The organism is Nocardia sp. PLKS1-43 (assembly GCF_059510335.1).
The window spans coordinates 1,492,795-1,516,210 of record NZ_JCAJZQ010000001.1 but is presented as its reverse complement, the minus strand read 5'-3'; the positions used below and the strand labels follow the sequence as shown (position 1 = coordinate 1,516,210).

Sequence of the window (23,416 nt, the reverse complement as noted above, 5' to 3'; positions counted from 1 at the left end):
TCTGTTCCGTCCGTCGAACTCCGGCAGGTTCTCTCCCGAAAACCCCTGCCGCACTTACTTGTCGAACATGTCCGTGGGCCGCACCGCGCGGCGCACGATGGGCAGGGCGGTCCGCATCGCCGCGTCCAGTTCGCCGCGCTCGCGCTCCGAGAGCGCGGTCAGGCGTTCGGCGAGCCAGTCCCGGCGTTCGCGCCGGCGTTCGGCGAGTATTCGGCGACCGGCCTCGGTGACCTCGATGAGGCATCCGCGTTTGTCCCGCGGATCGGGCCGGCGCTCGACGAGTCCGCCCGCCTCGAGCTTGTGCACCAGCTGGGTCATCGACGGCTGGGCGACGCCTTCCGCGGCGGCCAGCGCGGTGAGCCGCTGCGGACCCTCCCGATCCAACCGGCCGAGGGTGGAGACCGTCGTCAGGCTCACCTGCTGCCGGTTCGGCAACTGCCGCACCAGCATCGCGGACACCTCGATCAGGGTCGAGGCCATTTCGGTGAGGTCCGCATCGGGGTGTGATGTGCCCATATGTTGTGTGTATCACACACCTATATAGGCTACCTATGTTTATTTCGGACGAAAATTCCAGCCGGAACGACGAGGCGTCCGTCAGTGCAGAGGAGCCGACCAGGACAGCCGGGAGCCGGTGCCTCCCGCGGCGCCCGGGCCCACGGTGAACCGGCCGCCCGCGCGCTCGGCCCGGCGGCGCAGATCCGTCAGACCGCCGGATGGCGCGTCCCTCGGATCCGGCAGACCGTCGTCGGTGACCAGCACGGTGAGATCGTCCGCGACGCCGATCGCGATTTCCACGGTCGTGGTTCCCGAATGCCGCAGCGCCTCGGCCACCGCCTCGCGCACAACGGTTTCGGCATGTTCGGCGAGTTCTGGTTCGACCACCGACAGCGGCCCGTCCACGCGCAGCGCGGCCCGCACCTCACGGTGTGCGCACTCCTGCCGGATCGCCCACTCGAGGCGTTCGCGCAGCTGTACCGCGCGACGGTCACCGCCGTGCAGTTCGAAGATGGAAGTGCGGATATCCTGGACCACGTCCTGCAGATCGTTGACCACTCCGGTGAGCCGGTCGCGCACCCGCGTCGATTTCGTGTGCGGAATGGTGCCCTGCAGGGTCAGGCCGATGGCGAACAACTGCTGGATGACATGATCGTGCAGATCCTGCGCGATGCGATCGCGGTCGGTGAGAATGTCGATCACCTGCATGCGCCGCTGCGCCCGGGCCAGCTGCATCGCCAGCACCGTCTGATCGGTGAATCCGGTGACCAGATCGGCGATTTCGGTCGAATACGCCGTGGATCCGGCGGGACGCACCAATACCAGGGGCCCGATGAGGGTATCGGGTGTGTGCAGGGGGGCGATGAGGACCGGTCCGGTGCCGGGAACGAGGTCGGCCAGGCCGCAGGATGCGGCGTCGTCGAACGTCGCGGTCCGGCGTTCGCGCAGAACCGCGCCGACCGCGGTGCCGTCGGTGCGCAGCGCGGGTGCGGGCCCGAATTTCGCTGCGGGACCGGACCATTCGGTGATCTCCAGCGCTTCGGATGTGGTATCCGGGTCGTCCGGATCCGGCGCCAGCGCCAGACATGCCCATTCCGATCGGGTCAGGCGCCGGGCCCGGTCGGTGAGATGCGCCAGAACCTCAGCCGTCGGCGCACCCGCCAGGAATTCGGTGACGATATCGCGCGTGGCCGCGGTCCAATCCTCGCGGGTGCGAACCGATTCGTAGAGGCGGGCGTTATCGATCGCGATCCCCGCCGCGGCGGCCAGGGCCTCGACGATCACCTCGTCGTCCTCGGTGAACTGCTGGTCGTCGGACTTCTCGCTCAGGTACAGACCGCCCAGCACATCGTCCCGAATACGAACCGGCACACCGAGAAAGGAGCGCGTCGCCGGATGATCGGGTGGGAATCCGGCCGCGGCGACATCGGTCTGCCGCACCGTGCGCGGGGGATCGCACATCAGGCCGAGGACCCCGCGCCCCTGGGTCAGGACGCCGACCGGGTCGCCGTCGGCGGTGTCGATCCCCTGCTGAACGAAGTTGTCCAGCTGCCTCTTCGGCCCGTACACGCCGAGCGCGCCGTAACCGGCCTCCACCAGGCTGACGGCGGTGCGCACGATGGTGTGCAGAGTGTCGTCCAGGTCGAGTCCGGAGGTGATCGCGAGAATCGCCTCGATCAGCTCGTTCATCCGGTCCCGGACATCGATGACCTCGTCCATCCGGTCCCGGACCTCGGCGAGCAGCTCTCGGGACCGCAACTGGGACAGTGCATCCCGCACCGAATACGGCTCGGTTCCGGACCGGCGCTCGGGTCGCGCCGGCGCCTCGGGGAAGGGCGGCGTCGAGGATCGCGCTGCCCTGTCCGGCAGATCGGCCATATCGGCAATCCTGATAGTCGGCGGGATCACGCTCGGGCCCGAAAATCATACGCCGGGCCCCGCACCTCCGGTCGCCCAGGTGGAGGTGAAGGACTGCTTGGGACCTTGTTCTCTGTCGCACACCCCGGTTCGAATGATCGGATGGAGCGACACCGTAGCGGGGGCGGCAGGTGTGGCACGGAAGGAGACTGTCGCGAAGTGTGGATCGAGCCGAATCCGGCCAGTTCCGATCCGGAGCCTATGAGCGGCACCTCCTCGGGCCCGGGCGCCGTGGTAGATCTCGATCGCGCCGAGGCGATGCGCTTGCTGGCGCAGACGGCGTGCGGGCGTGTGGTCTTCACCCGGGACGCGCTTCCCGCGATCCGGCCGGTGCGGCATATCGTGCGCGACGATCGGATCATCGTGCTCGCCGGGCTGAACTGCCGGTCCCCCGGAAAGAACGGCACCCGGGACCGGGTCGTGGTCGCCTACGAGGCGGACGTGCTCGACCCGAGCACCCAGACGGGGTGGGCGGTGGTCGTGACCGGCCCGGCGCAGCGGATCACCGATCCGGAAGCGATCGCGCGCTATGTGCCGATGTTGCGGTCGTGGCTGGATCGCGACGGGGACGGCATCGTCGCGATCGAGCCGACGATCGTCAGCGGCATCGCGCTGCGGGCCCCGCAGTGAGCGAACCGGTGACGGTCAGAACGGGTTGTGCTGCTCGGTGCGGAGTTTGGACGCGTAGACCGCGGCCTGCGTGCGCCGTTCGAACCCCAGCTTGGCCAGCAGCCGTGAAACGTAGTTCTTGATGGTCTTCTCCGCGAGGAACATGCGCTCGGCGATCTGCCGGTTGGTCAGCCCCTCACCGAGCAGACTCAGCAGTACGCGCTCCTGATCGGTCAGCGCGGTGAGAGGGCCGTCGCTGCCCTCGCGCAGGCGCGTCATCAACGCCGCGGCGGCCCGATTGTCCAGCAGCGACCTGCCCGAACCGACCTCCTTGATCGCGTGGGCCAATTCCATCCCGCGGATGTCCTTGACGACATAACCGCTGGCCCCGGCCAGGATCGCATCCATCATGGCCTGTTCGTCGGTGTAGGAGGTGAGGATGAGGCAGCGCAGGCCGTCGATGCGGGAGAGCAGTTCGCGGCACAGTTCGATGCCGTTGCCGTCGGGCAGGCGAACATCCAGGACTGCCACGTCGGGACGTAGCGAGGGGATGCGGGCCATCGCCTGTGCGACGTCACCCGCCTCGCCGACGACGGTCAGCTCAGGGTCCTCCCCGAGCAGGTCGACCAGGCCGCGACGCACGATCTCGTGGTCATCGACGAGGAACACCTTGATCATCGGCGATATCCGTTCTCTGTGCGCTGCCCGTGTGGCTACGATAATCCGTTAGCCAGGCCCGCACAGCCCATCTGACCAAGCCGATCGCGATGACCAGGTGCAAAGCCAACGCCCAGTAAACCAGGATGGCTCCGTAGTCCGTCGCCCAACCTGTCAGCCATGGCACGCAGGCGGCCGCCAGCGCGAACATGACGGTCGCGGTGGCGAGCGCGAGCCAGGCCGGTGGATGGTCCTCGGTGATATCGGGTGTTTCGGTATGTGGGTGGGCGAGAGGGATGCTGTTCAACCGGGGTCCTGAATGTCGTCGATGGGTGAAAAGGCAGGTCGCTTGCACAAGCCTCGTGCGTTCCACCGTGTTCGGGCAGGGCCGGGCGGCTCCCGGCAGTGTGACGAAGGTCCCCGGCGTACCCGCCCGGAAAGCCGATGACCGGCTCATTCACTCCCGGCGGTCGGACGTGGTTCGCACCGGCGGGCCAGTTCGAGCATGCGAGTCCGGTATTCGTTCGGCGTCATACGCCCGGCGAGGCGCGCGGCGAGCAGCATGTTCTCGGCCGTCAGTGCGGGCCAGACCTGCCTGGGCGATGCCCATTCGATACTCAGCCGCAAATCGACCACCGCAGCCGGCTGCTCCTGCGGGGCCGGGGGAGTGGGCCGGGCCGGTCGCTTGGGTCGTCGGCGTAGACGCACACCATGTATGCGCCCGGTGATGCGTAACGCGACGACACACCAGGCGACCAGCACGGCCATCGCACACCCGGCGAAGATAACGATGTCCACCCTCATCACCTCGTCCCTCAAGGTTACTGCGAAAAGACGTGCCCGCGAACGGTTTCCGACGGGTGATCGGGAACAGCGGCCAACCTGTTGCCCAGGGGACATCGTGCGCGGCGGTCCGAGAAGCTAGAGGTGTCCGCTCGCTCGGGAGCGCATCGGTCTCTCGACACGTCCGGCCGGACGATCTGCAGGCGCTCATACGTGAATATGCGCATGCGGCGATCCACGGCACTGGTCCAGGCTTGTCGTTGTGGGGGAGTGTGTCGCATTGCCATAAGCCCTTGGACGACAAGCGGTTTCGACGTTAATGCCGAGCAGGGAGAGCGGCTGGACAGCGGGTCGGCCGCGTGGAGCATCTCGGCCACTCTGTGTGAATCCCAGACACATCCGCTGCGCAAGGTGCGGTTACTGTTTGGACACATACCAATTGGATATTGGAATATGCGCATCTAAACATGTAAATCCACTCAACCGTACTCACGCACACCTCAAACCGCACGACTTCAAAAAACGCATCGAAGGAAGAAGCGCCGCAGCTCCGGGCCAGCGCGGCGTGGAGGCGGCGGGAGGTGCGACTGGTCGGGAAGCGGCGTCTACCCGGGGCGCGGGAAGGGAGAGCGGAGGACGCTCATCTAGACGTAACTGTCGATAACAGGTAACCTGCGGAGAAGCCCCGGTCACGGTCGTCCGGGCGGGATCACACGGAACGGATACCTCAATGACGCGGCATGTCAACGTACTGATCATCGGCGCGGGTCTTTCGGGAATCGGGATGGCCTGCCATCTCACCCGGGAGGGGACCGGGCGCAGCTACGCCATCCTGGAGCGGCGGACGGCGATCGGCGGTACGTGGGACCTTTTCCGGTATCCGGGCATCCGGTCGGATTCGGACATGTACACGTTCGGTTACGGCTTCCGGCCGTGGAACGGGACGAAGGTGCTGGCCGATGGGCCGCACATCCGGCAGTACGTCGTCGATACCGCCGCGGAGTACGGGGTGACCGAGCACATTCGGTTCGGGCGCCGGATGACCGAGGCGAGCTGGTCGAGCGAGGCGGGGATCTGGACCGTCACCGCAGTGGACGAGCAGTCCGGTGAGACCGAGATCTATACCAGCGACTTCCTGGTCGGCTGCACGGGATATTACGACTACGACCAGGGCTACCGGCCGCACTTTCCGGGCGAGGAGAAGTTTCGCGGGCCGATCGTGCATCCGCAGCACTGGCCGGAGGATCTGGACTACCGAGGCAAGCGGGTCGTGGTGATCGGTAGCGGCGCGACGGCGATCACCCTGGTTCCCGCGATGAGCCGGGACGCGGCACATGTGACGATGCTGCAACGTTCACCGACGTATATCACCGCCCTTCCCACGGAGGACCCGGTGGCGGTGGGGTTCAAAGCGGCGAAGGTGCCCGAGGCGATCGCCTATCGGATCGGCCGGGCCCGCAATATCGGATTGCAGCGCGCGAGTTTCAAGCTCTCTCGCACCAACCCCGCGTTGTCGCGCAAACTGCTGCTGAGCGCGGTGCGGCTGCAGGTCGGCTCCGGGATCGACATGCGGCATTTCAGTCCGGAGTACAACCCGTGGGATCAGCGGCTGTGCGTGGTGCCCAACGGTGATCTGTTCAAGGTGCTGCGCGAGGGCCGCGCCTCGATCGCCACCGATCGGATCGAGACCTTCACCGAGACCGGGATCCGGCTGGAGTCGGGACGGGAACTCGAGGCGGATATCGTCATCAGCGCGACCGGGTTGACGGTGCAGATGCTCGGCGGTGCACGGCTGGTGATCGACGGCGAGCCGGCGCGGACGCGGGATCTGGTGGCGTACAAGGGCGCTCTGCTGGGCGGGGTGCCCAATGCGATGATCGTGCTGGGCTATACCAACGCGTCGTGGACGTTGAAGGCGGATCTGGCCGCCGAATACTTCTGCCGCTTGCTGAATCATATGCGGTCCCATGGTTATTCGACGGTCGTGGCGGTGCCGCGCGAGGGCGATCGCTCCGACGATTCGATGATGGGCGGCGCGCTGACTTCCGGTTATATCCAGCGCGGCGACGCGGTGATGCCGCGGCAGGGGACCAACGGCCCGTGGCAGGTGATCAACAACTATTTCCGGGATCGCAAGCTGCTGCGCAAGGGCGCGATCGAGGACGGTGTGCTGGAGTTCGGTCGCCGTCCGGCCGTGCCGCGTGCGGCCGCGCAGTCGCGGTCGGCCTGACCGGCATCGTGCGATCCGGCCTGCCGGTTCCGCCCCTCGGAGCGGAACCGGCGAATGCCTCAGTGCGGCAGGGTGACCGGGTCGAGGCAGCTGGTGGGTACGTCGCCGAGGGCGCATCCGGCCGGGGCCCGGGTGGGCCGGTATCCGGCCGGAACGCCGCCGGCGCGGGTGATCGCCGCGTAGGCGGGCACGGCGTCGGTGGGGCGGCGGGTCAGCGCCGGGTCGGTGAGTACGTCGACGGTGTAGAGGCCGAAACGCGGTGCGTAGCTGCCCCATTCGTAGTTGTCGGTGATGCTCCAGTAGTTGTAGCCGATCAGCGGCATGCCGTCGGCCTTGGCGCGTTGCAGCCAGTAGACGGTGTCGCGCAGATTGTCCGCGCGGGTGTAGTGGTCGGCACGGGGTTGTCCGTTGAAGGTTGGCATGCCGTTCTCGACGATGTAGAGGGGCTTGCCGGGGAATCGGCGCGAATAGTATTCCAGCGCATAGTAGATGCCCTCGGGTTGTAGCGGCTGGTTCCAGAGTTTCTTGAAGTCGGCGGGGGATGTGGTGAGGGCCGATTGTGGGCTGTAGCCGTAGTAGTAGTCGATGCCGACGAAGTCGAGTTTCGCGGCGATCGCGTCGAGCATGGGGCCGTTGACGACGGGTTCGGCGGTGCCCAGGATGTAGGCGATGTTGCTGGTGACCCGTGCGGCGGGCCGGCGCTGGTGGATGTAGTCGTAGATGCCGTTGTGCGCCCGGGCGAGCTGCTGCTGCATCAGCGGCACGTGGTCCGCGGACAGTCCGCCGTTGCTGACCTCGTTGACGATGTAGAAGGCGGGCTCGTTGAAGGTGATCCAGAGCGGATCGCGGGATGCGTAGCGGTCCACCACTTTTCGGGCATTGGTCAGCCACAGGGCGGTCATCTCCGGGTCGGCCCAGCCGCCTCGGTCGGCGACCCAGCCCGGGTACACCCAGTGATCGAGGGTGAGCATGGTGCGCATGCCGTGGGCGGCGATGGTGTCCAGGACGCGGTCGTAGAAGGCGAATCCCGCTTCGTCCCAGCCGCCGGGCCGAGGCTGGATGCGGGACCATTCGATGCTGACCCGGTACACGTTGACGCCGAGTGCTGCGGCCGAGGCGATGTCGTCGGGGTAGCGGGTGTAGAAGTCGACGGCATTGTGGTAGCGGTCGTAGTCGGCGTTCTTCGCGACGTAGCGGGTCCAGTTGCTGTCCGCGGCATGGCCTTCGCACTGGAATCCGGCGCTGGCGACTCCCCAGAGGAAATCGCTGCCCAGTGGCGGAATCTTCGCCGGAGGTGCGGGGCGTGCGGCCGCGGTGGCCGTCGGTCCGGCCAGTGCGGCGGCGGTGCCCGCCGCGAGGGCGGCCAGAGCGTGTCGTCGGGTGAGCGGGCGCATCGGACTCCTCGGCGTCGAGTGGTGCGGATGGTCGAGTCGAACGCTATCCGGGGTGTTCGCGGGTACTGGTCGGACGCTCCGGAGCGGTGGTCATTGTTCGCCGAACATGGGCGCATGTCCAGTTACGGCAAGCTGTCGGTGGTGCGCGCTACCGTGAATCCATGACCACACATCTGACCCACTGGGGAGCCTTCGAGGCGGTCAGTGATGGTGAGCGGCTCACGGGGGTGCGGCCGTGGCGCGGCGATCCCGAGCCGATGCCGCTGATCGAGAATGTCGCTTCGGCACAGCATCATCCGACGCGGATCTCGCAACCGCATGTGCGCCGCGGCTGGCTCGAGCGGGGTCCGGGAGCGCCGGGGCGCGGGGCGGATCCGTATGTGCCGGTGTCGTGGGAGCGGGCGACGGAACTGCTGGCGGGCGAATTGCGTAGGGTTTACGACGAATTCGGGGCCGAGGCGGTCTACGGCGGGTCGTACGGGTGGGCCAGTGCCGGGCGGTTCCATCACGCGCAGAGCCAGGTGCACCGGTTCCTGAACTGTCTCGGCGGCTTCGTGCGGCACGTGAACAGCTACAGCATGGGCACCGCGACGGTGCTGTTGCCGCATGTGCTGAGCAACCTGTATTGGCTTCTGCAGCACGGTACTTCGAAGTCGGTGCTGGTCGAGCACACGGAGCTGGTCGTCGCGTTCGGCGGGTTGTCGGCGAAGAATTTCGCGGTGACGCCCGGGGGTGTGTCGCGGCACTCCGGTCGCGGCTGGATCGCGGCGGCGCGGGCTCGGGGATGCCGGTTCGTCTCGATAAGCCCGCTGCGCGATGATATTCCGGCCGAGGCGCGGGCTGAGTGGATCGCGCCGCGGCCGGGCACCGATGCGGCGCTGATGCTCGCGCTGGCGCAGGTGCTGGATGCCGAAGGTTCGGCCGATACCGATTTCCTGGATCGATACACGGTCGGATTCGACCGGTTCGCCCGGTATCTGCGTGGCGCCGACGACGGTGTGGTGAAGGATCCGGATTGGGCGTCGGCGATCACCGGCGTGCCGGCGGGCCGAATTCGTGCACTCGCCCGGGAGATGGCGGCCGCGCGCACGTTCGTCACGGTGAGCTGGTCGTTGCAGCGGGCCGAGCACGGTGAACAGCCGGTGTGGCTGGGAGTGGTGCTCGCGGCGATGCTGGGCCAGATCGGTACTCCGGGTGGCGGTTTCGGGCACGGCTACGGTTCCACGAGCAGTGTCGGCGAGCCTGCCCGGCGTTTGTCGGTCCCCAGGCTGGAGCAGGGGCGCAATCCGATACAAACCTTCATCCCGGTGGCTCGGGTTGCCGATATGCTGCTCGATCCGGGCGCGGAGTACGACTACGACGGCCGGCGGCTGGTGTATCCGGATATCCGGCTCGTGTACTGGTGCGGCGGCAACCCGTTCCATCACCATCAGGATCTGGCGCGGTTGCGGGAGGCATTCACCCGCCCGGAGACCATCGTGGTGCACGATCCGTTCTGGACGAGTACCGCGCGTCACGCCGATATCGTGCTGCCCTCGACGATGTCGGTCGAGCGGGACGATTACGGAGCGGGCGACAACGATCGGATGTTCTTCCCGATGCCCGCGCTGACCCGTCCGCACGCACAGGCGCGCGACGACTATTCGATTCTGGCCGATCTGGCCGAAAAGCTCGGTGTCGGTGAGCAATTCACCGAGGGGCGCACGGCCGTGGAGTGGTTGCGCCACCTGTACGAGCAGTGGCGGGCCGGGTCGGGCGCGGCCGGCCTGCCGGGCTTCGAGGAGTTCTGGGACGGGCAGGGCATCGAGTTGGAGGTCGCCGAGGGGGATCAGGTGGTCTTCGCCGATTTCCGGGCCGATCCCGACGCGCATCCGTTGTCCACGCCCAGCGGCCGGATCGAGATCTTCTCCGAGACGATCGATGGTTTCGGATATCCGGACTGTCCGGGGCATCCGGTCTGGATGGAGCCGGTGGAATGGTTGGGAAGTGCTGCGGCACAGCGGTTTCCGTTGCAGCTGATCGCGAATCAGCCGCATACCAAGTTGCACAGCCAGCTCGATGTCGGCGCGCACAGTCAGTCGGCGAAGGTGGCGGGGCGCGAACCGGTGCGGTTGCATCCGGACGAGGCCGCCGCGCGGGGTCTGAGTGCGGGTGATGTGGTGCGCGTCTTCAACGATCGCGGTAGTTGCCTGGCCGGACTGGTCGTCTCCGATGCGGTGGGGCCGGGGATCGCGCAGCTGTCCACGGGCGCCTGGTACGACCCGGATCCGGCGGATCCGAGTTTCTGCCGGCACGGCAATCCGAATGTGCTCACCGCCGATCGGCCGTCTTCGCTGCTGAGCCAGGGTTGTACGGGCCAGTTGAGTCTGGTGCAGATCGAGGCGTATCGGGCGGTGCCGCCGGAGTTGTCGGTGAGTGGTCCGCCTCCCACGGTGTGAGTTGCCCGGCGGGTGCGGCCCGCGCTGCCACGCTGATGATCTCGTGTTTCAATCACTGAACCGACCGTGAGAGGAGTTCGATGACCTACCGTGCCGATCCCACCCGCTACGACGGGGGAATGCTGTACCGGCGGACGGGCCGCTCGGGTCTGGATCTGCCGGTGCTCTCGCTGGGCTTCTGGCACAACTTCGGTGATGATCGGCCGTTCGCGACGCAACGTGAGATCGCTTTGCGCGCTTTCGATCTGGGGATCACGCATTTCGACCTGGCGAACAACTACGGCCCGCCGTACGGTTCGGCGGAGGTCAATGCCGGGCGGCTGCTGCGGGAGGACCTGGCGGCGTATCGCGATGAGCTGATCGTGTCCACCAAGGCCGGGTGGGATATGTGGCCCGGACCGTACGGGCAGGGCGGCGGTTCGCGCAAATATGTGCTGGCTTCGTTGGATCAGTCGTTGTCCCGGCTGGGGCTGGACTATGTCGACATCTTCTATTCGCACCGGTTCGATCCGAGTACGCCGCTGGAGGAGACCGCCGCGGCGTTGGATACCGCGGTGCGGCAGGGCAAAGCCCTGTACGTCGGGATCTCCTCCTACGATGCCCAGCATTCGGAGCGGATGGCGGGCATCCTGCGTGAGCTGGGCACTCCGCTGCTGATTCACCAGCCGTCCTATTCGATGCTCAATCGCTGGATCGAGACCGAGGGGTTGCTGGACACCGCCGCGGCGGAGGGATTCGGGATCATCGGATTCACCGCGTTGGCGCAGGGGCTGCTGACCTCCCGGTATCTGAATGGCGTTCCGGTGGGATCGCGTGCGACGCAAGGCAAGTCGTTCCAGAACGAGTTGCTGACCGAGCCGATGATCGCCCGGCTGCGCGCGCTGGCGCAGATCGCGGCCCGGCGCGGTCAGGACCTGGCGCAGCTGGCGCTGGTATGGGCGTTGCGCGATCCGCGGGTGACCTCGCTGGTGATCGGAGCGTCCTCGGTCGAGCAGCTCGAGCAGAACGTGGCGGCATTGGGCAACCGGGAGCTGAGCGCGCAGGAACTCGTCGAGATCGACGAGCTGCTGGACCAGGACGGTGCGGTCGACCTGTGGCGTGACGCTCGCTCGGGAACGTTGTGAAACGCGTTGACGACGTCTTCTTCCCCGAGTGGCGGCAGCCCCAGTTCGGCTCTGCGGTCATTTACCCGCTCTGGGATTTACCCTCGATTACCGCTTGCCGCAACAGTGGTAAGCATTGCCGCTGCAGATCCAGCGGAGCGTGTTGCAGCAGCAGCCAGGCCGCACGGATTCAACTCCCGTTTTACTCGGCGGATGACTTGTATTCCGGCGGACTTCCTGATCACGTTCACCGCGCTCCAGTAGTTCGGTAGAAAGACGCTCAGTTTCCCGGGGGCGTTTGTCGGCGGTATCGTCCGGTCTCCCACCGCAGTCGACTGTGTGCGGATCGGCAGTCGTCGCCGCCTGCCTGTGTTCAGGCACTGTCAGCGTTTCACCCGCTTTGTCCACCTCGCGCCCACCGAGCTGATCGGTCTGCGCTCCTCGTCACTCCGCTGCTCAACCAGGCCTCACCGCTGCGACCGATGAACGCTGAGGCGCCGGACAGCGGCGCAGCGCCAACCCGAGTGATGCCGCCGGGGTTGGTGAATGAGGAAGACCGCTTGTGCCGCAACAGGTTCCATGAGTCAGTCGGCCGACGACGAATACCCCATCCCGAACAAGCATCGGGGCTCCAGCTCCGGCATTCACCTGGCCGACGGCCCGAAGAGGGCTGACACCGGCCCGGCCGCCAGATCACGCCATTGCCCCTTTCTGGCGTGTCAGGTTCACACATCTTTCTGTTGCGGGTCATGTCGGTCTTGGCGATGAGCATCGAATTCGGCTCGGCGAGCAGGGCAGTTTCGGCGCAGCGTCCGGGGTGGCCGCTCCGGCGAAATGATCAGCGGGAAGGCGAATCCAGGTCCGCGAGGGTGGTGTTCGCGCCGCAGAGGATGACGCAGACGGTTTCGCCGGAATCGGGGACGTAGGTGCCGGTGGTGAGGGCGGCAAAGGCGGTGGCACCGCCGTGTTCGACGGCGATGCGGTGGTGGTCCCACAGGTGGGCGCGGGCGGCGACGATGGCCTCGTCGGTGACCAGCAGTGCGCGGGTGTCACACGCCGCGGCGGCGGTGAGGGCCAGCGGGGTGACGGTGCGCGCGCCGAGCGAGTCGGCGGCGATCGAGTTCACCGGGACCGGGACGCGCTGTCCGGCCGCGAGGGCGGCGTGCAGGGTACGGCAGTTCTCCGGTTCGACCGCGACCACGCGTACTCCGTAATGTGCTGCGGCGGTGGCTATTCCGGCATACAGTCCGCCGCCGCCGACGGCGACCAGCACGGTGTCGACGGTGGGCAGCCGGGCGTGGATCTCCCGCATCAGTGTTCCGGCTCCGGCCGCGATGAGTGGATTGTCGTAGGCGTGTGATCGCAGTGCGCCGGTGTCGGCGGCGAATCGCGCACAGGCTTCGGCTGCGTCGGCGTAGCTGTCGCCGACCTGCTCGACTCGTGCCCCGTAGGCCAGGAGCCGGGCGACCTTGACCGCGGGCGCGTTGGCGGGGACGAATACCGTTGCGGTGATGTCGTGTCGGCGCGCGGCCCAGGCGCACGCGAGTCCGGCGTTGCCGCCGGAGGCGATGGTGACACCCGCGTCGGGCAGGGTGCGGTCCTCGAGGTGGGCGGTCAGGAAGTTCGCGGCTCCGCGGGCCTTGAAGGTGCCGGTGTGCTGCAGGAATTCCAATGCCAGCCACGGTGATTGCTCGTGGGCATCCGATCCGGCCGGAGCGAGTGCGATCGGTCGGATCTGCCCGTGGATGCGCCGGGCGGCGGCCTCGATATCGTCGTAGCCGAGGCGGACGGTGGTTCGCATGGCGCTCCTGCACTGGTCGGCGGTGTGTCGGCCCGCGGCGGCGGTATCGGCGTGTGCTGCGACCGCGACCGGCCTCGGGGCTTGCGACACGACGGGCTGGTATCCGGCGCATCGTATGCCGGGACGCGCTGGGATGTCCGGGTTGGGGAGGCGGCCGAGCAGTTCCGGTGCTGTGGTGCGACGAGTAGGCTGCGAGTTCCGGACGGTTGTCGGGGCGGCATCAGGAGGGTGTTGAGTCGTGCAGACCAGGACCGATGAGATCGCTGACGGTATCTACCGCTTGTCCACTTTCGTGCCCGAGGTCGGGCCGAGCGGGTTCACGTTCAACCAGTTCTTCGTCGACGCCGCGGAACCGCTGCTGTTCCACACGGGTATGCGGGCGCTGTTCCCGCAGGTGTCCGCGGCGATCGCGCGGATCCGCCCGGTGCAGGAGATGCGGTGGATCACCTTCGGGCATGTGGAGGCCGACGAGCTCGGGGCGATGAATTCCTTTCTCGCCGCGGCACCGCGATCGCAGGTGGCGCACGGGGTGCTCGGCTGCGTGGTATCGCTGGACGATATGGCCGATCGGCCGCCGCGGCGGTTGGCCGACGGTGAGGTGATCGACCTGGGCGGCCGGCGGGTGCAGCATCTGGACACCCCGCACGCGCCGCACAATTGGGAGTCGCGGGTGCTGTACGAGCAGACCACGGGCGTGTTGTTCTGCGGTGACCTGATGACGCAACTGGGTGACGGTCCCGCGTTGACCGAGGCCGATCTGGTGGAATCGGCGGTGGTCGCCGAGGACGTGTTCCATCAGACTTCACTGGGCCCCGCGGTACCGGCCGCGCTGCGCAGGTTGGCCGGGCTGCGGCCGGCGACGTTGGCGATCATGCACGGTTCGAGCTTCAGCGGGGACTGCGCGACGGCGCTGAACGATCTCGCGACGGTGTACGAGGATCGCTTGCAGTCCTGAGTGCTGCGAATTTGAAAAGTCTTGCCGCGCAATGGTGTTAATCGAATATAGTGCGGCGGTCGGCGTGCCGGTCAGGAGCCGGCGGCCGCGCGGGACAGCGCCCGCCCGAGGTCCGAGACGGTGTCTGCGTAGGCGCTCAGCTCATCGGACACGTAATCGGCGAGTGTGCGGTCGTCGTCGGCGGTGACCCAGCGCCGGTACCCGTCGTAATAGGCGCGCACGCCCAGGTCCGCGAGCACCGCGGCCGGACGAGGATCACCGAGTCGGTCATTCAGCGCCTGTTCGAGGGCGCCGGTGACGGCCGCGCGTTTGAACGCGGCGCGCTCACGCAACTCCTCGCTCGAGGCAACGATCGGGTCGAGGGTGCGCCCGATGTGGCGATGGTCCTGGATGTGTGCACCCGAGAGCGCCCGCACGCCCGCTACGACCAGTTCGGTGGGTGCGGCGGCGGTCGGCGCGTCCCGCACGGCGGCGGTGACGAGTTCGACGAGTGTGGCCTGCCCTTGGAACACGATCTCGCGTTTGTCCGGAAACAGCCGGAACAGCGTGGTTTTCGTCAGCCCGGCGCGTTCGGCGATCTGGGCGGTCGTGGTCGCGTCGTAGCCGTGTTCGGCGAACAGTTCGATTGCCGCGCGCAGCAATCTGCCCCGCGCATCCGGTTCCCAGCGGCCCATGCGGCCATCTTAGATGATGTGACTCGGTCACATCACTGCTAGAGTGATGTGACCGAGTCACATCATTGCGGCGGCCGACATCGCCGCGTCAGCTACGAATGGAGAGCGCCATGCGCGTATTCATCACCGGTGCATCCGGCTGGATCGGCACTGCCCTGAGCAGGGAACTCATCGCCGCGGGGCACGAGGTCATCGGCCTGGCCCGCTCCCGCGCCGCGGCGGACCGGATAGCGGGGTTCGGCGGAACCGCGGTGCTGGGCGATATGTCCGACCACGACCTGATCGTGACCGAGGCGGCCAAGGCGGATGCGGTCGCGCACCTGGCCTTCACACTCGACTTCGCCGAATTCGAGGCGACCGTGAACAACGAGGTCGCACTTCTGGCCGAAATCGGCGACGCCCTCGCCAACAGCCGCACAGCGTTCATCGCGGCCTCGGGAACCCCGATCCTGGCGCACCGGCTCGCTACCGAAAGCGACCGGATCGAGGCGGCAGGGCCCGCGGGCGCGCGGGCACGGACGGCGAATGCCGTTCTGGCGCTGGCGGATCGGGGAATCCGCGCGGGGCTGGTGCGGATGCCGCGCTCGGTGCACGGTGCGGGGGACCGCAACGGCCTGATCGCGGTGCTCGTGGGATTGGACCGCACGCTCGGCACGGCCGCCTACGTCGGTGACGGGAGCCACCGCTGGCCCGCGGTACACATCACCGACCAGCCCGCCTCCGCCGAGGCGACCCGGGCGCTCGTGGACTGGGAACCGACCGGCCCCACCTTGCTCGAGGACCTCGAGGCGGGGTACTACACCGACTGACCGCCGCGTCATCCGCACCGCCGAGGGAGTCGCGTGGGCGTCTTTTCCGAGCGCTCGTCGAGGCCTTCGGCCGGACAGAGACGACGGTTTCGCTCAGGTGCGGGCCGATCCGGTCGGCGGTGTCATCGAGCAGGAGGTGACGCTGCAGGCCCGGACGGGTAGGCCGGGCGGTGAAGTCGCCACGCTGACGACTTCCATTGCTGCGGAAGGGGCTTCGTGATACTGCCGAAACTGCGGCAGCGTCCGAGCGGCGGCCCGATCGTGGTTCTTTTCGAACGTCGTGTTCACAGTCCCAAACGGGTGACGGCGTTGTCCTCGAGCGGATTGGCGGTGCGGATGTAGCCGTGTACGGTGCGCGGATTGGACCAGCGGCCCTGGCGCATGATCTCGCGGTCGCTGGCGCCGCCGAGGGCGGCCTGGGTGGCGAATCCGGCGCGCAGCGAATGGCCGGAGAACAGCGACGGATCCAGTCCGGCGCGGGCGGCGTAGCGTTTGACCAGTTCGGCGACCGCGCGACCGGACATGGCCGTCGCGCCGATTGCGCCGTGCCGGGATACCGCCGGGAACAGCGGCAGCTCCGGATCGGGGAGGGTGGTACCGGTGAATCCGTGGCAGCGGTGGATCGCCGGATCAGGCGCGGGTTCGGATTCGAGCCGTGCGGGCAGCGCGTCCGGGCCGTACCGGAAGTGGTTCTCGCGCAGGCGAATCCAGTCCGCGTACGCGCACACCGGGCAGGTGTGCGGGTGCCGGCCGCGGGGCAGGACCACGCGCTGGGCGGCAACGCCGGTCGGGTCGGTCTTGGTGGCGGGCAGCGCGATCAGCAGGATCGGCTCACCGGTGGCGTGGTCGGTGTCCACCCGCACATCGCCGATGCGCAGGCCCGCGATCTCGCTGCGCCGCAACGCCCCGGCGAATCCGACCAGCAGCACCAGCGCGTCGCGGCGGCGGGCGGGTTCGGCGGGCCAGCCCGGATCGGGCAGACCTCGCAGCAGTTGTTCGAGGGTGTGCAGCAGGACCGGGCGTTTGCGCTGCGGCCGGGTGCGGCGGGTGCGGCGGATACCGCGCAGGGTCAGGCGCACCACATCGGTGCGGGTGGGGGAGACCAGGCCGTTGGCGGCGTGCAGCGCGGCGATCGCGGCGCTCTTGCGTTCGAGCGTGGCCGCGCTGAATGCCCACGCGCCATCGGGCCGGCGGGCATCGGCGGCGGCGGCCAGATAGACCGCCACGTCCAGCGGGTCGGCCGGAAGTGCGCGACGCCCCTCCGCGGCGCACCAGGCGGACCAGGCGATCCAGTCGGATCGGTACGCGCGCACCGTATTCGGGGACTGGGAGGCCTCGAGATACCGGCCCAGCGCGGCGGCCTGCTCGTCGTCGAACCGTTCGCGCACCTGGCGCAGTGCGGCGGCGTCGACCAGTACGTTGCGCACCCCGCGCCGCATCTGTGCCCGGACCTGCTCGGGCACCGCGACCTGTCCCGGCGAGCCGGTGTCGGAGTATTCGGCTGCTGCGCTCATCGCTGGCCACCGTACCCCGCGGTCGTGCCGAACCGGTTCCGGTCGCGCGGTCGCGACGCGAATGTGGCTGGGATGCTATGGCATTCAGGCAGTGAACAGGGCCGGCGTCTCGGCGGAATCGGGGCGTCACTGGCGGTAGGTGGCCAGGAATCGGCCGATGCGTTCGATGACGGCCTCGAGGTCGTCCGCGTGCGGCAGGGTCAGGATGCGGAAATGGTCCGGGCGCGGCCAATTGAATCCGGTGCCCTGCACGATGTGCACCTTCTCCTGCAGCAGCAGATCCAGCACGAACCGCTCGTCGTCGTGGATCGGGTAGACCGCTGGATCGATGCGCGGGAACGCGTACAGCGCGCCCCTGGGCTTCACGCACGACACACCCGGGATCGCGGTCAGCGCCTCCACCGCGCGATCGCGTTGTTCTCGCAGCCGCCCACCGGGCAGAGTCAGGTCGTAGATGCTCTGGTATCCGCCCAGCGCGGCCTGAATCGCCTGCTGCGCAGGCACATTCGCGCACAGACGCAGGCCCGCGAGCATCGTCAGGCCCTCGAGATAGCTGGCCGCATGCTGAGTGGGGCCCGAGACCACCAGCCAGCCGGAGCGGAATCCGGCGCACCGGTATCCCTTGGACAGGCCGGAGAAGGTCAGGCACAGCAGATCCGGGGCCAGTGACGCGGTGGCGGTGTGGGTGAGGCCGTCGTAGAGGATCTTGTCGTAGATCTCGTCGGAGAACACCACCAGGTTGTGGCGGCGGGCGATGTCCAGGATCGGGCGCAGCACCTCGGGCGGGTACACCGCGCCGGTGGGGTTGTTCGGGTTGATCAGCACGATCGCGCGGGTGCGGTCGGTGATCTTGGCCTCGATATCGGCCGGGTCGGGACACCAGTCCGCGCCCTCGTCGCACACGTAGTGCACCGCGCGTCCGCCGTTGAGTGTGGTCGCGGCGGTCCACAGTGGGAAATCCGGTGCGGGAACCAGGACTTCGTCACCGGTTTCGAGCAGGGCCGTCAACGCCATCATGATCAACTCGGAGACCCCGTTGCCCAGGAATACCTCCTCCACGTCGACCCCGTGCACGCCGAGGGTCTGGTAGTACTGCACCACCGCGCGCCGCGCCGGCAGCAGGCCCTTGGCCGAGCTGTAGCCGCTCGAGGCGGGCAGGCCGCGCACCATGTCCTGCAGGATTTCCGCGGGCGCCTCGAAGCCGAACAGCAGCGGATTGCCGGTGTTGAGCTTGATGACGTGATGCCCCTCGGCCTCCAGCCGCGCGGCATGTTCGGCGACCGGTCCGCGGATCTCGTACGACACTCCAGCGAGTTTGCTGGACTGGGTGAGCTGCATGGATGTCCCTTCTCGAGATGACCTTTGGACACTGTACTTGGAAATTCCAAGTTTGCACTTGGTATTTCCAACCGCTCGGCTACAGTGTGAGGCGTGTCCCGCCGAAACTACGACCACTTCTGCTCGGTGAGCCGCGCCCTGGACGCCGTCGGTGATCGCTGGAGCCTGCTGGTGGTGCGCGAATTGACCTCGGGCCCAAGGCGATACAGCGACCTGTTCGCCGATCTGCCCGGCATCAGCACCGATATGCTGGCCACCAGGCTGCGCGAACTCGAACAGGACGGCATCCTGACCCGCCGCCGCGTCGGGCCTCGCGCGGCGACCGCGGTCTACGAACTCACCGACTCCGGCGTGGCGCTACGGCCGGTGCTCGAGGCGCTGTCGGCTTGGGGCACACCGCGTTTGGGCACGCGCCGCAGTACCGACGCGGTGCGTGCGCACTGGTTCGCGCTGCCGCTGGGCCGCGTGATCGCCGGGCAACTGGCCGAGGGCCGGGCGACGGTGCACATCGGTGAGTCGGTTCTGCACTACGTCATCGACCACGGCATCATCACCCACCACGACGGTCCCGCCACGGACCCGGACCTCGAATTCCGCCTGGACCTGGACGAGGCGGTCGAGGTGGCATTGGGCAACCGGCCCTTGGCCGTTCCGGCCGGTGAGGGCTGAGCGGGACCGGTGACGTGCGCCCGCGTGCGCCACGCGAAGGCCAATCCCACGCTGTGCAAGACGATCTCGGCGCCGCTGGGCAAACTCGGCGACACCGTGCAATCGGCCTTCGACAAACTCGAGAGCGGTGACAGCTGCGGCGTGCGATTCACCGCAGAGCCGCCATCGGTGGCGTTGTGAATTCGATCCGAGCGGGCGATCGAGCGCCCGGTCGCGGTGCGCGGCCGCGAGTTCGCTCGTGCGGGAGCGGGTTCAGTCGCGGGTGAAGAAGGTGTCGAGGAACTCGTTGCTGAATTTGCCTGCCGGATCGTACTTTCCGAGCAGGCGTTCGAAATCGGCGTAGTGGTCGTACCGTTCGCGCAGGGTCGCCGCGTCGCAGGTGAACAGCTTGCCCCAGTGCGGGCGCACCGCGAACGGGCTCAGCAGTTCCTCGATCGCGGGCAGCACGGCCAGTACCGCGGGCGTGTCGTCGATCCAGGTGAAATGGAATGCGGCCGAGGCGCGTCCGGCCGCAGGGGACAGCCACAGGGGCTCCGCGGCGATCGTGCGGATCTCGCAGGTCTGCACGATCGGGGCCATCCGGTCGCGGATCGTATCGAGGGCGCGGTAGGCCGCCACGACGTGCTCGCGGGGCACGAAATACTCCGACTGCAGTTCACGACCGGTGCTCGGGGTGAAATCCATCCGGAAATGCGGCAGCCGATGGTGCCAGGGACCTGGTTCGCCGAGCTGGGTGGTGCAGTGCCGGGCGTCCATCCCCGGGACGGGATGACGTTGGGTATCCGCTCGGGTGGCGCCGAACCAGCTCGGGTCCGGAAGCTGCGGTGCGCGTGGGCCTTTCACCCACACCTGATCCAGATGATCCGCACGCCAGGTGGTGAACACGCTCACGCTGTACCCCGCGGCGAGGATATCCTGCGCGTGCTCGGCGAACGCGTCCGCGGGCAGCCGGTCGTAGACGTACTGCGCCAACTCGAAGGTGGGCACCAGGTCCAGGGTCAGCGCCGTGACCGGCCCGAATCCGCCCAGACCGACCACCATTCCCGCGAAATCCGGGTGCCCGCGCCGGATCTCGAGCAGATCGCCGCCCGCGGTGACCACCTGCATGCCGGACACCGACGCGGCCAGACCGGCGTTGTCGACTCCCGAGCCGTGCGTCGCGGTGGCCACCGCCCCGGCGACCGAAATATGGGGCAGCGAACCGAGTGCCCGCAACGCGAACCCCGCCGCGTGCAGGCGATCGGCGAAATCCCCGTACCGCAAACCGCCCGCGACCGTGACACACGATGCCGCGGCATCGATCTCGACCCGAGGCGGCAGCCCCGCCAGGGAGATCAACTCCCCGGTGGTGTCGGCGATCCGATTGAACGAATGCCCGCTGCCCAGCGCCCGCACCCGCTCGGACCGCGCGACCAGAGCGCGCACCTGGCTCACGTCGGCGGGACGGTGCACGCCACGAGCCCCGAAGGTGATATTGCCCGCCCAATTCGTCCACACCACGATCGGTCCTCTCCCGCATATGCCTGGTCCACACACGCTAGCGTGGCTGCGATGCTGCGCCCGGCGGATACGTTCCCGCTATCCTCGGCGGGCATGTGCCACTAGCGTGGCGGTCCCCCCGAGGTACAGCGCCACTGCCTCACCGGAACCCCGCGAGTCCGTCGGACCCTCACGCGGTCGGCGACGGTGACCTCGGCGCGGTCCGGGACCCGGAACGACCCGAGCCGCCTCGAGAGTCGGACGACGTTCGTTGCGCCGCAGTCGAACCGGTAGACATCCGATATCGTCGGCGGGTGTTTCGCGGCGGGCGGCGCCACCGTCGCCGATTCCGGCGCCGGCCGTGAAACGCGCGGGCGACCTCTACGTACTCGCCACGAGCAACTGCTCCGACGCCGCTGGACGCAGCCCGTCGGACCGGTCGCGGAAATAGCGCTCGGTCAGATCGCCCGCCGAGACCGTGCGGGCCGCAGCGAAACCCGCCTCGAGCGCCAGCGCGCGCATCTGTTCGGGATCGTAGAAGCTGATGAACGGCGTGCCCGAGGAACGCGCGCCACGCTCGGCGAACTCGCGCAGCGTCCGCTCCTGCGCGTCGACCCGATCGATCGGGAGCATATAGGTCATCACCAGCGACGAACCCGGCGCGAGCGCGGAAATGCGTTGCAGTGTGGCGGTATTGGCCGCGTGCGTCAGATACATCGACACCCCGGTGGAGGCCACCACCGCCGGGCGCCGCGGATCGAAACCGGCCGCGATCAGCCGGTCCCACCAGGACTCGGTTTCGAAATCGACCGGCACCAGCCGCAATCCCGGTGGCGTGGGCAGGACGAGTTCGTCGAGCCGACGACGCTTCCACTCCTGCGGGCCGGGCTGGTCGACCTCGAAAATGGTAACGGCCGAGGCGATCTCGGGACGACGCTGAGCCAAGGTGTCCAGACCGGCGCCCAGCAGCACGTACTGTCCGATGCCCGCCGCCGCCCGCTCGGCGATCAGATCCTCGATGAAACGCGCCCGTGCCACCACCCCCGCGCGCATCGGGCGGGTCGAATCGGGATCCATATCCGGGCGTTCGCGCCAGCCGTCGGGCGGGTCGACCAGGCGCAGGCCGATCTCGTCGCGCAGCACGTGCGGCGGTGGGTCGACCTGGAGGTGCAGCGCGCGCCACAACGCCACCCGCGCCGCGGTGTGCTCGGGCGCGACGACCTGCTCCCCGCTCATGCCGGGTCCGCCGGCGTGTTCGCCGGGGCGGCCTGCAGCGTCCACAGCCGTCCGTCCGGATCGCGCACGACCATTTCCCGGGTGCCGAAATGGGTGTCCTCGAATTCGGTGACGACCTCGGTATCCGGGTCCAGGCGCAGCGACTCGGCGTCGGGCACCGACAGGACCAGGCGGGTGTCGGGTTCCTCGTGCGGAACCTCGGCGATGAATACCGACGGCCCCTGTTCGTTGCGGAACAGGCCGGAGTTGTGGTCGGTGGTGAAATCGGTTTCGTAGCCCAGGGATTGCATGAACCGGGCGGCTCGACCCCAGTTGCGGGTCGTGAGATATACGGCCACGATACCGGTGGTGGTCACGATCGGCGCTCCTATCACTCGGGTGGTTGCTCGGTGGGGGAGTTCTCGAGGTGTGCGCGCAGCGCCTCGGCGACCAGTGCCGACAACGACTGCCCGGTCTCGATGGCACGGAACTTGACCTGCTTGATCAATTCCACCGGCAGATACACGTTGAACTGCTTGACCTCGTCACCCACCCCATGAAGCTAGCTTGCTAGCAAGCTAGGAGTCAATGGGACATCTCGCCGGCGGCGGCGCGGATCCCGACGCGGCCGCGTTCATCGGCAAGGCACTGCGCGAGCATCTGAGCCACTCACATCAATGGACCCTTCGGTCCAAAGCGGTATCCTCGCGACATGACGATCACCGCGAAGGGCCGCGCCACCCGGCAACGGATCATCGAGGGCGCGGCGCTGCATCTGCGCAGCGAGGAGCCCGGCACGGTGACCCTGGACGACATCCGCGCCATCACCGGCACCAGCAAGGGGCAGATCTTCCACTATTTCCCCGGCGGCAAGGAGGAGTTGCTGGTCTCGGTCGCCCGGTACGAGGCCGGCCGGGTGCTCGAGGATCAACAGCCGCACCTGGGCGCGCTCACCTCGTGGGCGGCCTGGGACCGCTGGCGCGAGGCGGTGCTGGCCAGGTACCGCGCTCAGGGGCGGCACTGTCCGCTGGGGTCGTTGATGGCGCAGGTCGGGGCCACCGCCGGAACCGCCGAGGTGGTCGGGACCCTGCTGTCGCAGTGGCGCGAGCACATCCGCCGGGGCATCGCGGCGATGCAGGACGCGGGGTTGGTGCGTGACCGGGTCGACCCGGACGCGGTCGCGATGACGTTCGTCGCGGCGATCCAGGGCGGTGTGCAGGTGCTGCGCACGACCGGCAGCGTGGAGTATCTGGAAACCTCGATGAACACCCTGGTCGCACATCTGCGGAACGGGTGACGCAACACCTCCCAGTTTGGACTTGCTGGTCCAAAA

The 23,416-nt window shown here is 67.9% G+C and carries 23 protein-coding genes; 9 read left to right on the top strand and 14 right to left on the bottom strand.

The window, feature by feature from the left end; translation table 11 throughout:
- Positions 1 to 54: 54 nt before the first annotated feature.
- Both AC5WS7_RS07265 and AC5WS7_RS07260 read right to left on the bottom strand, forming a co-directional pair.
- Positions 55 to 516 (bottom strand): MarR family winged helix-turn-helix transcriptional regulator, encoded by a 462-nt coding sequence (locus tag AC5WS7_RS07265; protein ID WP_495953528.1) that lies wholly within the window; start codon positions 514 to 516, stop codon positions 55 to 57.
- Between the two features lie 81 nt (positions 517 to 597).
- Positions 598 to 2,376 carry a GAF domain-containing sensor histidine kinase gene (locus tag AC5WS7_RS07260; protein ID WP_495953527.1) on the bottom strand — a complete coding sequence of 593 codons (1,779 nt, stop codon included), beginning with the start codon at positions 2,374 to 2,376 and terminating at the stop codon, positions 598 to 600.
- A gap of 240 nt (positions 2,377 to 2,616) precedes the next feature.
- On the opposite strand from AC5WS7_RS07260, the gene AC5WS7_RS07255 reads away from it, so the two are divergent.
- A complete protein-coding gene (locus AC5WS7_RS07255; protein WP_495953526.1) occupies positions 2,617 to 3,045 on the top strand; it encodes a pyridoxamine 5'-phosphate oxidase family protein in 429 nt (142 codons plus the stop codon).
- A gap of 15 nt (positions 3,046 to 3,060) precedes the next feature.
- On the opposite strand, the gene AC5WS7_RS07250 is transcribed toward AC5WS7_RS07255, so the two are convergent.
- The 3 genes from AC5WS7_RS07250 to AC5WS7_RS07240 all read right to left on the bottom strand — a co-directional run bounded on the left by AC5WS7_RS07250 (position 3,061) and on the right by AC5WS7_RS07240 (position 4,479).
- Positions 3,061 to 3,702 (bottom strand): response regulator, encoded by a 642-nt coding sequence (locus tag AC5WS7_RS07250; protein ID WP_495953525.1) that lies wholly within the window; start codon positions 3,700 to 3,702, stop codon positions 3,061 to 3,063.
- Positions 3,677 to 3,988: a hypothetical protein gene (locus tag AC5WS7_RS07245; protein WP_495953524.1), complete on the bottom strand. Its 312-nt coding sequence runs from the start codon at positions 3,986 to 3,988 to the stop codon at positions 3,677 to 3,679. The genes AC5WS7_RS07250 and AC5WS7_RS07245 overlap by 26 nt, the downstream gene beginning before the upstream one ends.
- A 146-nt stretch (positions 3,989 to 4,134) precedes the next feature.
- Positions 4,135 to 4,479: a hypothetical protein gene (locus AC5WS7_RS07240; protein ID WP_495953523.1), complete on the bottom strand. Its 345-nt coding sequence runs from the start codon at positions 4,477 to 4,479 to the stop codon at positions 4,135 to 4,137.
- 715 nt (positions 4,480 to 5,194) lie between these two features.
- On the opposite strand from AC5WS7_RS07240, the gene AC5WS7_RS07235 reads away from it, so the two are divergent.
- A complete protein-coding gene (locus AC5WS7_RS07235; RefSeq protein ID WP_495953522.1) occupies positions 5,195 to 6,694 on the top strand; it encodes a flavin-containing monooxygenase in 1,500 nt (499 codons plus the stop codon).
- A 59-nt stretch (positions 6,695 to 6,753) separates the two neighbouring features.
- Here the strand turns inward: AC5WS7_RS07235 and AC5WS7_RS07230 are convergent, their stop codons facing one another.
- Positions 6,754 to 8,088 (bottom strand): family 1 glycosylhydrolase, encoded by a 1,335-nt coding sequence (locus AC5WS7_RS07230; protein ID WP_495953521.1) that lies wholly within the window; start codon positions 8,086 to 8,088, stop codon positions 6,754 to 6,756.
- Positions 8,089 to 8,249: 161 nt separating this feature from the next.
- Here AC5WS7_RS07230 and AC5WS7_RS07225 point away from each other — a divergent pair, with 161 nt between their 5' ends.
- Positions 8,250 to 10,526 carry a molybdopterin guanine dinucleotide-containing S/N-oxide reductase gene (locus tag AC5WS7_RS07225; protein ID WP_495953520.1) on the top strand — a complete coding sequence of 759 codons (2,277 nt, stop codon included), beginning with the start codon at positions 8,250 to 8,252 and terminating at the stop codon, positions 10,524 to 10,526.
- 80 nt (positions 10,527 to 10,606) lie between these two features.
- Entirely contained in the window at positions 10,607 to 11,650 is a 1,044-nt protein-coding gene (gene mgrA, locus AC5WS7_RS07220) for an L-glyceraldehyde 3-phosphate reductase (RefSeq protein ID WP_495953519.1), read from the top strand.
- Positions 11,651 to 12,467: 817 nt separating this feature from the next.
- On the opposite strand, the gene AC5WS7_RS07215 is transcribed toward mgrA, so the two are convergent.
- On the bottom strand, positions 12,468 to 13,430 hold the full coding sequence (locus AC5WS7_RS07215; protein WP_495953518.1) for a threonine/serine dehydratase: 963 nt from the start codon (positions 13,428 to 13,430) through the stop codon (positions 12,468 to 12,470).
- Positions 13,431 to 13,668: 238 nt separating this feature from the next.
- On the opposite strand from AC5WS7_RS07215, the gene AC5WS7_RS07210 reads away from it, so the two are divergent.
- Positions 13,669 to 14,385 (top strand): oxygen-binding di-iron domain-containing protein, encoded by a 717-nt coding sequence (locus tag AC5WS7_RS07210; protein WP_495953517.1) that lies wholly within the window; start codon positions 13,669 to 13,671, stop codon positions 14,383 to 14,385.
- Between the two features lie 71 nt (positions 14,386 to 14,456).
- Here AC5WS7_RS07210 and AC5WS7_RS07205 read toward each other — a convergent pair whose 3' ends face one another.
- Positions 14,457 to 15,059 (bottom strand): TetR/AcrR family transcriptional regulator, encoded by a 603-nt coding sequence (locus tag AC5WS7_RS07205; protein ID WP_495953516.1) that lies wholly within the window; start codon positions 15,057 to 15,059, stop codon positions 14,457 to 14,459.
- A gap of 110 nt (positions 15,060 to 15,169) precedes the next feature.
- Between AC5WS7_RS07205 and AC5WS7_RS07200 the strand changes: the two genes are divergently transcribed.
- Positions 15,170 to 15,868 carry an NAD-dependent epimerase/dehydratase family protein gene (locus tag AC5WS7_RS07200; protein WP_495953515.1) on the top strand — a complete coding sequence of 233 codons (699 nt, stop codon included), beginning with the start codon at positions 15,170 to 15,172 and terminating at the stop codon, positions 15,866 to 15,868.
- A 284-nt stretch (positions 15,869 to 16,152) separates the two neighbouring features.
- On the opposite strand, the gene AC5WS7_RS07195 is transcribed toward AC5WS7_RS07200, so the two are convergent.
- Positions 16,153 to 17,382, bottom strand: a complete 1,230-nt coding sequence (locus AC5WS7_RS07195; protein WP_495953514.1) for a site-specific integrase — start codon at positions 17,380 to 17,382, stop codon at positions 16,153 to 16,155.
- Between the two features lie 126 nt (positions 17,383 to 17,508).
- Positions 17,509 to 18,720, bottom strand: a complete 1,212-nt coding sequence (locus tag AC5WS7_RS07190) for a pyridoxal phosphate-dependent aminotransferase (protein WP_495953513.1) — start codon at positions 18,718 to 18,720, stop codon at positions 17,509 to 17,511.
- Positions 18,721 to 18,813: 93 nt separating this feature from the next.
- On the opposite strand from AC5WS7_RS07190, the gene AC5WS7_RS07185 reads away from it, so the two are divergent.
- Both AC5WS7_RS07185 and AC5WS7_RS07180 read left to right on the top strand, forming a co-directional pair.
- A complete protein-coding gene (locus AC5WS7_RS07185; protein ID WP_495953512.1) occupies positions 18,814 to 19,389 on the top strand; it encodes a winged helix-turn-helix transcriptional regulator in 576 nt (191 codons plus the stop codon).
- Between the two features lie 24 nt (positions 19,390 to 19,413).
- The gene (locus AC5WS7_RS07180) at positions 19,414 to 19,569 is read left to right on the top strand and encodes a hypothetical protein (RefSeq protein WP_495953511.1); all 156 of its coding nucleotides are present in this window, start codon (positions 19,414 to 19,416) and stop codon (positions 19,567 to 19,569) included.
- 72 nt (positions 19,570 to 19,641) lie between these two features.
- Here the strand turns inward: AC5WS7_RS07180 and AC5WS7_RS07175 are convergent, their stop codons facing one another.
- From AC5WS7_RS07175 to AC5WS7_RS07160, 4 genes are all read right to left on the bottom strand, one after another.
- A complete protein-coding gene (locus AC5WS7_RS07175) occupies positions 19,642 to 20,889 on the bottom strand; it encodes a D-arabinono-1,4-lactone oxidase (RefSeq protein WP_495953510.1) in 1,248 nt (415 codons plus the stop codon).
- A 360-nt stretch (positions 20,890 to 21,249) separates the two neighbouring features.
- Positions 21,250 to 22,104: a class I SAM-dependent methyltransferase gene (locus AC5WS7_RS07170; protein ID WP_495953509.1), complete on the bottom strand. Its 855-nt coding sequence runs from the start codon at positions 22,102 to 22,104 to the stop codon at positions 21,250 to 21,252.
- The gene (locus AC5WS7_RS07165) at positions 22,101 to 22,460 is read right to left on the bottom strand and encodes a VOC family protein (RefSeq protein WP_495953508.1); all 360 of its coding nucleotides are present in this window, start codon (positions 22,458 to 22,460) and stop codon (positions 22,101 to 22,103) included. The genes AC5WS7_RS07170 and AC5WS7_RS07165 overlap by 4 nt, the downstream gene beginning before the upstream one ends.
- Positions 22,461 to 22,474: 14 nt before the next feature.
- Positions 22,475 to 22,636 carry a ribbon-helix-helix protein, CopG family gene (locus tag AC5WS7_RS07160; protein WP_495953507.1) on the bottom strand — a complete coding sequence of 54 codons (162 nt, stop codon included), beginning with the start codon at positions 22,634 to 22,636 and terminating at the stop codon, positions 22,475 to 22,477.
- 159 nt (positions 22,637 to 22,795) lie between these two features.
- Here AC5WS7_RS07160 and AC5WS7_RS07155 point away from each other — a divergent pair, with 159 nt between their 5' ends.
- Positions 22,796 to 23,380, top strand: coding sequence for a TetR/AcrR family transcriptional regulator (locus AC5WS7_RS07155; protein WP_495953506.1), 585 nt, complete (start codon positions 22,796 to 22,798; stop codon positions 23,378 to 23,380).
- Positions 23,381 to 23,416 lie beyond the last annotated feature (36 nt).